The following is a 10,008-nucleotide window of genomic DNA, read 5'->3' as shown; positions in this document are numbered from 1 at the left end:
CGACGTCTTCCCAGACGCGGGCGATGATGGACCCGACGGTGCGCCAGGCGATCCGCATCAGCTCCGTCACCGTGGACCTCGAGGCCTGCGTCGCCAGCCACGCCACCTGATCGTCGAAAGCGTAGGTGTGGCCCGCGTCGTGGCGTGCCCACGGCACCAAGGCGACCACCACTCCATGATCGCGGCACCGTACCCGCGGCGTGTGGGCCTCCAACTCGGCACGAATGGTGCCCGAGATCCAGTGCCCGCCACCGCCTGCGTCCCGGCCCGGCGTCATACCTCGGGCTGCGCCGTCGACACCGGCCGCGCTGCCGCGCGGTGGGCCGCACGTGCGCCACCAGCACCTCGGCGTCCTCGTCGAACTCGACCCGCTCGAGCACCGTCTTCTCGATTCCGAGCAGGCTCCGCCATAGGCTGACATCACGCACGCCGTTCTCCTGACCACTGGCTTCTGTTCCTTGACAGCTCAGAAACCTATGCAGGGAACGGCGTGCGCCCTACCCAGGCACCCTCAGAACACCCACAGGTGAGTCAGAAGAGCCTGTTTCTCCTTGCTCTCGTTGTTCCGACAATCCATAGTCTATAGATGGGCACCGACAATCTCCGCGCGCCACCGAGAGGGGTCGCAGCGAGCCTCGTTGTTATCCGTTGCTTATCGACTGGTGTCGGCGGCTAGGAGTAGACTATGGATTGTCGGAACATCGAGAGCAAGGAGAACCCTCATGGTCACCATCCGCCCCCTCACCCAGGACGAGCGCCGGGCACTGTCTGCTGCGCACCTGAACGCACTGGAGTTCGCTCCCTACTTCGCCACCGCCCTGTTCAAGATGCAGCCCGTCGCCGCCGAGGGACTGGGCACCTTCGCCGTAGATCGGGGTTGGCGGCTCTACATCGACCCCATCACCCTGGCCGAGTGGGGACCGCAGCAGGCCGGGGCCGTCCTGACGCACGAGGTCGGACACCTGCTGCGCGAGCACGCCGCCCGCGGTGAGGCTCTCGGTGCGCAGCGCAACCACGACGTCTGGAACCTCGCTACCGACGCCGCAATCAACGCCGACCTGTTGGTCACCGGCATGCCGCTGCCCGAAGGTGCGATCACCCCGGAGAACCAGGGGCTTCCCCGCAACGGCATCGAAGAGGACTACTACCACCAGCTGAACCCGCCACGGAGTAGCAGCCAGAGCAAGGGCCAGGGCTCCGGTGGTGACGGTCAGACTCCGCCTACCTTTGCGCCCGAGGACGGGTGCGGTTCGGGGGCCGGTGGCCCCGAGGGCGAGTGGGAACTGGCACCCACCGACGGCAACGCCCCGGCGCTCAGTGATGCCGCGCAGCGGGTCACCCGCCGCATGGTCGCCGAGTCGGTGAACGAGCATGCAGCCAAGCACCCCGGCACCACCCCAGCCGGTCTGCGCCGTTGGGCCAGCGAGGTCCTGACCCCGCCTCAGGTGGACTGGCGTCGGCAGTTGCGCTCTGCTGTCCGTCGCGCCGTCGTCTGGGCGAGAGAAGGGCAGCAGGACTACACCTACGCCCGTCCTGGCCGCCGTCGCATCCCCCGCATCATCACGCCTTCCATGCACACCCCGGTGCCCACCATCGCCGCCGTGATCGACACCTCAGGCAGCATGAGTCCCGCCGACCTGGCCGCCGCGTTGAGCGAAGTCGCTGGGATCACCAAGTCCACCCGCAGCCGGGGGCTGTCGGTCGTCTCGGTGGACACCCAGGCCACGGTCATGGACAACATCACCAACGCCAAGCAGGTCGAGCTGAGCGGTGGCGGTGGCACCGACATGCGCGTGGGCATCGCGGCGGCTCAGAAGCACCGCAGCAGTCCCGACGTGATCGTGGTGCTCACCGACGGCTTCACGCCGTGGCCGGACTCCCCCACCCCCCAGCGCGTGATCGCCGCGCTCATCGGTGAGGGTGCACCGACGCCCCCCGCCTGGATCACCACGGTGCAGGTCACCCCCGTCTGAGCGATACCGCCGGCAGTTCCAACCCACCCCGGTTGTGGATTGTCGGCGGCATGCTCTAGGCTATGGATTGTCGGAACATCGAGAGCAAGGAGAAACACCATGACCACTGCAACCACCAACGCCCCCGCCCTCCTGGCCGTCATCGAGGCCGCGGGTCGCGCCGGCGTCGCCGTCTGCCTGTGGGGAGACCCCGGCATCGGCAAGTCCAGCCTCATCCGCGCCCTGGCCACCAACGAGGGCAAGCCCTGCGAGACCGTCCTGGGATCACTGCGCGAGCCGAGCGACTTCGCCGGTCTGCCCGTCGTCGGGGAGGACGGGGTCTACATGGAGGCACCCTCCTGGGCCAAGCGCATCGCCTCCGCCGAGGACGGTGCCTACCTGTTTCTCGACGAGCTGAGCACTTCGACCCCTTCGGTCCAGAAGGCCATGCTTGCCGTCGTCCTCGACCGCACCGTCGGTGACCTGCACCTCCCGGCCAACACCCGCGTAATCGCCGCCGCCAACGACCCCGAGCGCGCCGCCGACGGCTGGGACCTCGCTCCCCCGCTGGCCAACCGTTTCCTGCACGTGGACTACAACCCCACCACTACCGACTGGCTGGACGGCATCGTCTCCAACTTCCCGGTCCCCACGCCCGAGCCGCTCAACCCGCTCAACAACACCACCCGCGCAATCGCACGGGCCAAGGTCGCCGGGTTTCTGCGCACCCGCCCGGAACTGCTGCACGACTTCCCAACCAGCGATGAGACGGCCACCGGACGCGCGTGGCCCTCCCGCCGCACCTGGACGATGCTGGCCGACATCTTCGCCCAGACCACCACCGACACCGCCGCCGACCTCGCTGCCGCTGGACTGGTCGGTCCCGGGGCTGCGGTCGAGTTCCTGACCTGGCTCGCCCACGCCGACCAGCCCGACCCCGAGGCGATCATCGCTGACCCCGAGAGCATCGACTGGCACGCACTCACCCCCGACCGTGCCTGGGCTGCGCTCTCCGGTGTCGTCGCTCTGTCCACCCAGGGCACCAAAGCAGCCTGGGCCAAGGGCTGGAAGCCACTGGCCGTCGCCGCCGAGCACGACCTCGCATCCGTCGCCGCCGCCTGCGCACGCGCCATGCTCCTTGCCCGTCCCGAGGGAGCCATGCCCCCGGCCAGCGTCAAGCGTTTCGCCCCCGCGCTCACCGAGGCCGGACTGCTCTGAGGTCGGACTGCCTGGGGGATAACCGTTATCCCCCCAGGCAGTGATCGTCTGCGCAACGGGATCTCACCGTTTGAGCCAAGACCTCTTCCGTTAAGGCTCCACTGTCACTAACCTCCCTGTAGACTATGGATTGTCGGAACAAGAGAGAAGAGGAACCCGATGGACCTCCTGGACTACGCCACCCGCCACCTGACCCCGCTGGGCATCACCGTCACCCAGGCGTGGCACCGTGCCACCGCGACCCCCTGCGACGACGCCTACGGCACACCGCGCGCCCTGGACGTGTTGCGTCGTTTCCACGCCAAGCAGCTCCAGTCCCCCGTCCCCACCGCGCACTACGCCCCGGTCCTGCCACCGACTCACCCGACCACCATTGCCGCGCTCGACGAGGGAATGGTGGTGGTCCGTCACGGCGGGCACGAGACCGCTGCCGCCCACGAGCACCTCCTGGCTCACCTGACCACGTGCGGCATCGTGGAGCCCCACCCCGTCCACCGCAGCCTCATCGTGGACACCCCGCAGACCCTCAACCTGCTCGGGCACCTGCTCACCCAAGCCACCGACGACAAGGCCGCTGCCTGCCTGGACTGGTGGCTCCAGCGCGCCGACCACGCTGGCACCGGCGCGACCTATGTCGCCACCACCGATGTCCGCAAGCAGTGGGTCACCGGCGAGCACCCTGACGCCGAACGCACCATCGAGACGTGGCGGCACTGGCTCAATCTCCCGCAGGCATCCCCGCCGAGACCGCCGAGTCCATCGTCAAGCTCACCGCCGACGGCACCACCCTCGACGGGCTGCTCGACTGCCACAGCGCCGACTCCTACTCCTGGGACCGTTTCACCCGCCACCCCCGCTGGAACCGTCCCGGCAGCGACTCCCGGCGAGACGCTGCAATCGGACTGACCTCGCGCAACCAGGCCGCCGAGTTCTACGGGGCCATCCGCCTGGGCGACCCACTGGTGGCTCAGACCGCGCTGCGCGAGGGACACCTGCTGCACACCACCATCCAGCGTCTTGCCGTGAACCGCAGCGGGCTGCGCCTGACCAGCGACTCGGTCGTATCCCGCTTCCGCGTCGGGGCTGAGGTTCAGGCATGGAACGGAACAATTGACCAGGCCGGGACCAGCCTCCGGCTGCGCAGCGGCACCGTCTCCAACATCACCGTGACTAGTGACGGCACCCTGGACCTCACCATCGACGACGCCGTGGTGATTGGTGACATCACGGTCGGCGCAAGCCTCACCCTGCGGCCCCGCAGCATCGACGCCTTTCAGCAGGGAAGCCTGCGCTCCCGCTACTCCGGTCGCCTGCGGGACCAGCGGAACTGGGTGGCACGCACCGGCAAGCCGCCGACCAGTCGCCGCCACGTCCCTCTGGACGTGGTGATCAGCGCCGCAACCCAGAACTGACCGGGCGGAGTATTGCCCGACGCCTTCGCCCTTGCTTTCAGGTCGCCCATCAAGCCTCGCCTACATCAGGTCCACGGGCTCGCCGGCCCCTGCGACATCGCCAGCCGACGCTGGACACTGTCCGACCCTTCCCTTAGACTGTGTATTGTCGGAACAACGAGAACAAGGAGAACACCATGCGCCGCCTGGCTGACGCACCCAAGGTCACCGCTCCACAGCAGCCTGCCCAGCCTCCCCGAGAGCACGTGGCAGACCCTGACCTGGCCGCCGTCCTCTTTGCCGCATGGTCCGGCGATCCCGGCGTCGTCGTCGCATCCCCTCCCGGTGCTGGAAAGACCCGCCTCATCACCCACCTTGCCCAGCAGCTCGCCACCCGTGCCGGGTTGCGGGTCTGCGTTGCTGCCCAGACCCGCGCGCAGGCCTACGACGCCGCCAACCGGATCGGCGCTCTCGACCAGGAGGTCGCCCTCCTCGGCGGCAACGGCTCCAAACGTCCGGCCGGACTCAACCCCAACGTCAAACACCTGGCGGGTGCCCCCCGCCTGCGGACCTCCCAGGGTGTGGTCGTCGCCACCACCGCCCGCTGGCTGTGGACCCAGACCGACACCACCGGCGCAGACATCCTCCTGATCGACGAGGCCTACCAACTGACCTACGCCGATCTGGCCGCCCTCGGCTCCCTGGCCCCCCAGATCGTCATGGTCGGCGACCCCGGCCAGATCGACCCCGTCGTCACCGGGCCCACCCACCGCTGGACCGGCCACGATGCCGGCCCCCAGGTTCCCGGCCCCATCGGCCTCATCGCCACCCACGGTGAGGCAATCACCCAGCACCGCCTCACCCGCACCTGGCGGCTCGGCCCCGACACAACCGCGCTGATCCAGCCCGCCTTCTACCCCGAACTGCCTTTCACTTCGGCGCGGCCCCCGATCACCGTCCGGGATCGGAACGGGGTCGACCTGCCGGAGATCACGACAGCCACCATCACCGCCACGAGCGAGCACGATCCCGTGATCGCCGTAGAGGCCGCCGCGCACGTCCGCGACCTGCTCGGGTCCCGCCTCGTCACAGAGGACGCCGCCCGCGACCTGACCCCTCAGGACATTGCCGTCGTCACTCCGCACGTCAACCAGGCATCCCTGACCGCCGCGCACCTGGCCGACCTGCCCGGTGTCCTGATCGGCACGGCCAACAGCGTGCAGGGCAGCGAGCGGGCAGCCGTCGTCGTCGTCCACCCCCTGACCGGCCACGCCGAGGCGACACCGTTCAACTGCGACCTGGGTCGCACCTGTGTTGCCCTCTCCCGCCACCGCGCCCATGCGCGCATCCTCATCGACAGCAACGCCACGACCGTCCTCGACCGCGCCCTGCGTGACAACCCCGACCACGCCACAACAACCCAACGCGAGCTGCTCTCCCGGCTCACCACAAACTGACCCTCAACCGTGCAATATCGGAACTAGACTCCAGGAGACAACCGATGCTGACCACCACCCCCCAGGCAGAGATGACCACGATCGCCAACTGGCCAAGCTTCCTGGCCGCCCTCGACGACTACATCGCCGAGCACGGCCACACCCGCATCGCCCAGGACACCACCGTCCCACTCAAGGGTCAGGACTACCCCCTGGGCCGAGAAGTGAATCTCGCCCGCCGGCAGCACGCCGAAGGGACCCTGGCCAAGAAGCACCAGGCGCAGCTCGAGCGCCGCCCCCAATGGCGCTGGGACACCAGGTGGAACTCCCGCCTCGACCGGTGGGACTCCACCGCCGATGAGATCTCCAACCACGTCAAGGAGCACGGAAACCGGGCCCTGTCTCCGCGGCTCAACGAGTGGCTGCGCCGGCAACGCCGAGCCCACCACGACGGGCAACTCACCGACGCCCAGTCCGCTCGACTCGGCACGATTCCCGGCACCCTCCTCGACGCGAGCGGCCAACCCCTGGACCCCACCCAGGTCGGTCGGCGCAGCCAGGTCGATCAGTTCATCGCCGCGGCCCAGCTGTGGCTGGCACAGAACCCGGGCAAGACCCTCGCCGACGTCACCACCGCCACCCGGGTCAACCTCGACGACGGCAAGGCCATGCCCCTCTACAAGCGGGTGATCTACTACCGCTACCGTCGGGCCGGGCGTGAGGGAACACACCCCCTCAGCGAGCAAGACGCCGAGCGCATCGAGCAGCTCCCCGGCTGGAGCTGGAGCGGGCCACGGGGGTAGACCCCAGACCCAAACTTCCAAAGATGAGGAATCACGCGCTGCCCGCAACTGGGAGCCCAGCAGGATCCCCGATCCACAGCTGTACCGCGGACTCCCGGGTATCTGCACGGCCGAGGACGTCGACGACCCAACCGCGACAGTCCACATGGGAGGCAACCCAGGGGTGCAGGGCGCCGTGGTCGCACCAGATCCGCACCAACTCAACCGTGGGCTCTTCCGCCGCACTCATGGCGTGAAGCCCCAGGCCGGCACGTCGACCTCGAAGGGGAGTGGCACCACACATTCGGGACAGGGTGCATCGAAGTTGTGACCTCCCCCGCCTGCACGGTGGCGCTCGTGGAAGGTGACGGTGCCGGAGCCCTGGCAGTAGGGACACCCTGGCGCCGAAGACTGCGACGCGGCCTCCGCGCCGATAGTGCCCTGGTCTCGGGCCTCATACCAGTCCTCCATCTCTCGCTCGGTCAGATCCCGCGGCGGGTCCTCGAGGTCGAGGTCGAAGTCGATCTGCTGGTCGTTGGTGGTCACGACGCACGCTCCTCATGTGATGGGCATTGCTTACCCGTGGTGTAGGTGCCCGGGGTGTGACCGATGTGACCTGTGACCGTGCCCGCTTGCAGGACCCCCATCACAATTATACAGTGTTCTTTGTCGGAACAATGAGCAGGGAGCACCCCCATGAACACCCAGTGCGCGGCTGCAACACAGGAAGCCCCATCCGAGCAACCACCGCCGGCGCTGCAACTCCTCGGACCGGTGCAGGTGCTGAATCCGCACGGGACCACACCACAGTCCAAGGCCCGCGCGACCGAGCTCATCGCCTTCCTGTCCCTGCATCCCTGGGACGGCCCCGAGCTACTCGACGCGGCGATGTGGCCCGGGACACGCGTGACCTCCGACCAGCGCTGCCAGGCCATGCACCGCGCACGCGTCTGGCTGGGCACCACCGAGCACGGGCAGCCGTATCTCCCCCTGGTCTCACAAGAGGGCTACCGGCTACTCGGATCCGTCCGGACCGACTGGGACACCTTCCGAGCGCTTCTCCCGAACGGCCCCCGGGCCGCAACCACCACCACCCTGACCAAAGCTCTGCAGCTGATCCACGGACAACCGCTCAGCGGCATCAACCCGGTCAGATACACCTGGTCGGACCTGGACCGCCAGCAGATGATCGCCGCCACAGCCGACGCCGCCCACGAGCTGACCACACGAGCTCTCCGGCACCGGCAGAGCCGCATCGCCAACTGGGCGTCGGCGATCGGCACCACCGTGGAGCCTGCCTCCGAGGTCCTCTGGCGGGATCGTCTCGAGGCAGCACACCTGGCCGCCGACCCCCAGCAGCTGGAGGTCATCACCACCCAGTTGCAGCTCGCCCTGGGCGCGTTGGGAAAGTTGGAACCCCCGACTCTCAGACTGCTTCGGACCCTCACCGGCTGACCACTGGCTGGTATCCTGGCAGAGCGGCCGCCCCGCTCACTTGTTCCGACAAACGGGTGTTTCCTGGGGCGGCCGCTCTGCGTCTGGAACCCACCGAAACGGCCAGGCACAGACACCCGTGTCCGCCCAGGTCTAGTCGCGGGAACCGCGGAACAACCGGGCAAAGCCGGCAAGCAACCCCAGGGCAACGACGATCCCCAGGAGGGCGACGCGGCGCTCATCCAATCCGGCACCGACAAGTGGGAGCACAAACACCGCCTCGGAGCCGGGGACCAGAATCCCGTACCGCAGGAGGAACGAGCCCACATCAACACCGAACGCACCCAGGACACTCGGACCACCAACCACTGCCGCCGCGACCAGGAAAATGATCGTCAGGAGGTCATCGGTATCGGAGTCATTCAGCATCAGGCCACCGCTCTACTCGCCCGACGCCGCTTCTTGGGGCGGTGACCGAGGACCTCGAGCCGCTCGTCCTCGTCCAGACCACCCCAGACACCGTGCTTCTCCCCCGTGGCCAGCGCCCAGGCGCGGCACTGGTCAAGTAGCGGACACTTCGCACACACCTTCTTGGCCTCCCGGATCGAGTTCTGATCGAGAGCGAAGAAGAGTTCCGGATCACCCTTCCTGCACGCCTGGAGTCCGCTGAACGCGAAGTCCGCGGTGATGCTGACTGGTGCTCCCATTTGTCGGGCCTCCTCCACCGCCTCTGGGTGCGCCCTGGTGACGGGTGCGCCTCTACCTGTAGGTAGGTGCAGCTGTGGTCGTGACTGTGACCGCTTGTCGGCCAACCTTTCAGTCGTCGGTCAAAAGCAGCCGACGCACCGTGACCTGCTCGTCCTCCGGCAGGGACAGCGCGCCAGACTCGTCCGAGTCACTGCGCCAGGACACCGCGGTCATCCCCGGCGACGCCGGATCCGGCTCTGGCATCTCGTCCACGACAACCCACACACCAGAGCCCGCGTCTTCCTCGATGAGGTCGCCCACGATGAGGCCGCCCGGAAGACTCTCATCTGGGTCCTCATACCCCTCGAACTCACCAACGGCGTAGTCCTCGACATCGCTCACTGCGACTGGCTCGTCATCTGTCTCGAAACCGCGTCGATGACCAGCGTGCCTGCTCGGCGTGGAACCCTCGCCCCCTGGGCTGCTCGCCCCACCAGCCAACCCGAGCATCGACAAGGCCGAGGCTGCCTGACGACCATCCGTGGTCTTCTTGACCTGCAGCAGCGGGTCCAGGTCCGGCCTGTCCTGCGCGAAAGCCCACTGGGCCTCGGCGTACTCGAAGTACTCCGGCTCGATCACCTTGTCCTCTGAGTCCAGGTCGGCCAGCGGCTCGGGAGGCACGATGACAAGGCGTTTGTGCCTGGAGTCACGGGGGCGGATGGTTTCCCGCAGGTCGCCCTCCTCGGTCCCTATCGGCGCAGAAGGCGAGGGGAATCTGAAGCACTGCGCTTCGACTGGGACGCCGTCCTTGTTGGTAGTGGTAGCTCGCTGCTGCACCTCTCGCGGGATGGTGACCCCGATCGCGGGAGACCCCCACATCATCTGGGCACCCTGTGCGTCCAACTTGCCGATGCTCAGCCGCTGACCCAGGTTGCTACGAACCTCACCACCGTCGCTGCCGAACAAGGTCACATCAGCGCGCTGCATCGTCGGTCAAGTCCGGTGGAGTGGTGTACGACGGTGATCCCTCGGTAGGGGTTTTCAGGTCGTCAGTTCGGGCACTGTAGCAGTGAGCTCCTCGGGGTTGGTGGGGGTCGGGTTGAGTGCG

The 10,008-nt window shown here is 67.8% G+C and carries 10 protein-coding genes and 1 pseudogene; 6 read left to right on the top strand and 5 right to left on the bottom strand.

Translation table 11 applies throughout. From position 1 onward, the window contains the following. Positions 1-428: pseudogene (locus tag DPQ65_RS02540) on the bottom strand (helix-turn-helix domain-containing protein); the annotation flags it as partial. 294 nt (positions 429-722) lie between these two features. Here DPQ65_RS02540 and DPQ65_RS02535 point away from each other — a divergent pair. The 5 genes from DPQ65_RS02535 to DPQ65_RS02510 all read left to right on the top strand — a co-directional run bounded on the left by DPQ65_RS02535 (position 723) and on the right by DPQ65_RS02510 (position 6,800). Further along, a complete protein-coding gene (locus DPQ65_RS02535; RefSeq protein ID WP_114905822.1) occupies positions 723-1,973 on the top strand; it encodes a vWA domain-containing protein in 1,251 nt (416 codons plus the stop codon). A 99-nt stretch (positions 1,974-2,072) separates the two neighbouring features. Further along, positions 2,073-3,170 carry an ATP-binding protein gene (locus DPQ65_RS02530; RefSeq protein WP_114905821.1) on the top strand — a complete coding sequence of 366 codons (1,098 nt, stop codon included), beginning with the start codon at positions 2,073-2,075 and terminating at the stop codon, positions 3,168-3,170. 159 nt (positions 3,171-3,329) lie between these two features. After that, positions 3,330-4,076 carry a hypothetical protein gene (locus DPQ65_RS02525; RefSeq protein ID WP_114905820.1) on the top strand — a complete coding sequence of 249 codons (747 nt, stop codon included), beginning with the start codon at positions 3,330-3,332 and terminating at the stop codon, positions 4,074-4,076. Positions 4,077-4,758: 682 nt separating this feature from the next. Next, positions 4,759-6,018, top strand: a complete 1,260-nt coding sequence (locus DPQ65_RS02515; RefSeq protein WP_114905818.1) for an AAA family ATPase — start codon at positions 4,759-4,761, stop codon at positions 6,016-6,018. Positions 6,019-6,062: 44 nt separating this feature from the next. After that, positions 6,063-6,800, top strand: a complete 738-nt coding sequence (locus DPQ65_RS02510; RefSeq protein ID WP_114905817.1) for a helicase associated domain-containing protein — start codon at positions 6,063-6,065, stop codon at positions 6,798-6,800. A gap of 225 nt (positions 6,801-7,025) precedes the next feature. Here DPQ65_RS02510 and DPQ65_RS02505 read toward each other — a convergent pair whose 3' ends face one another. Further along, positions 7,026-7,325 carry a DnaJ-like cysteine-rich domain-containing protein gene (locus tag DPQ65_RS02505; RefSeq protein ID WP_114905816.1) on the bottom strand — a complete coding sequence of 100 codons (300 nt, stop codon included), beginning with the start codon at positions 7,323-7,325 and terminating at the stop codon, positions 7,026-7,028. 150 nt (positions 7,326-7,475) lie between these two features. Here DPQ65_RS02505 and DPQ65_RS02500 point away from each other — a divergent pair, with 150 nt between their 5' ends. Next, complete coding sequence (locus tag DPQ65_RS02500) at positions 7,476-8,234, top strand: hypothetical protein (protein ID WP_114905815.1); 759 nt, start codon at positions 7,476-7,478, stop codon at positions 8,232-8,234. Positions 8,235-8,366: 132 nt separating this feature from the next. Here the strand turns inward: DPQ65_RS02500 and DPQ65_RS02495 are convergent, their stop codons facing one another. The 3 genes from DPQ65_RS02495 to DPQ65_RS02485 form a co-directional block, all read right to left on the bottom strand. After that, the gene (locus DPQ65_RS02495; RefSeq protein WP_114905814.1) at positions 8,367-8,642 is read right to left on the bottom strand and encodes a hypothetical protein; all 276 of its coding nucleotides are present in this window, start codon (positions 8,640-8,642) and stop codon (positions 8,367-8,369) included. Then, complete coding sequence (locus DPQ65_RS02490; protein ID WP_114905813.1) at positions 8,642-8,920, bottom strand: WhiB family transcriptional regulator; 279 nt, start codon at positions 8,918-8,920, stop codon at positions 8,642-8,644. Before DPQ65_RS02490 ends, DPQ65_RS02495 begins: the two co-directional genes overlap by 1 nt. A 109-nt stretch (positions 8,921-9,029) precedes the next feature. Continuing rightward, positions 9,030-9,887, bottom strand: a complete 858-nt coding sequence (locus tag DPQ65_RS02485) for a hypothetical protein (RefSeq protein ID WP_114905812.1) — start codon at positions 9,885-9,887, stop codon at positions 9,030-9,032. Positions 9,888-10,008: the final 121 nt, after the last annotated feature.

Origin of the sequence: Ornithinimicrobium murale, assembly GCF_003352835.1 — a bacterium.
In the GTDB taxonomy this organism is placed as follows: Bacteria; Actinomycetota; Actinomycetes; order Actinomycetales; family Dermatophilaceae; genus Ornithinicoccus; species Ornithinicoccus muralis.
Note: the sequence above shows the minus strand (reverse complement) of the source record. Positions and strands in the feature narration are given on the sequence as shown.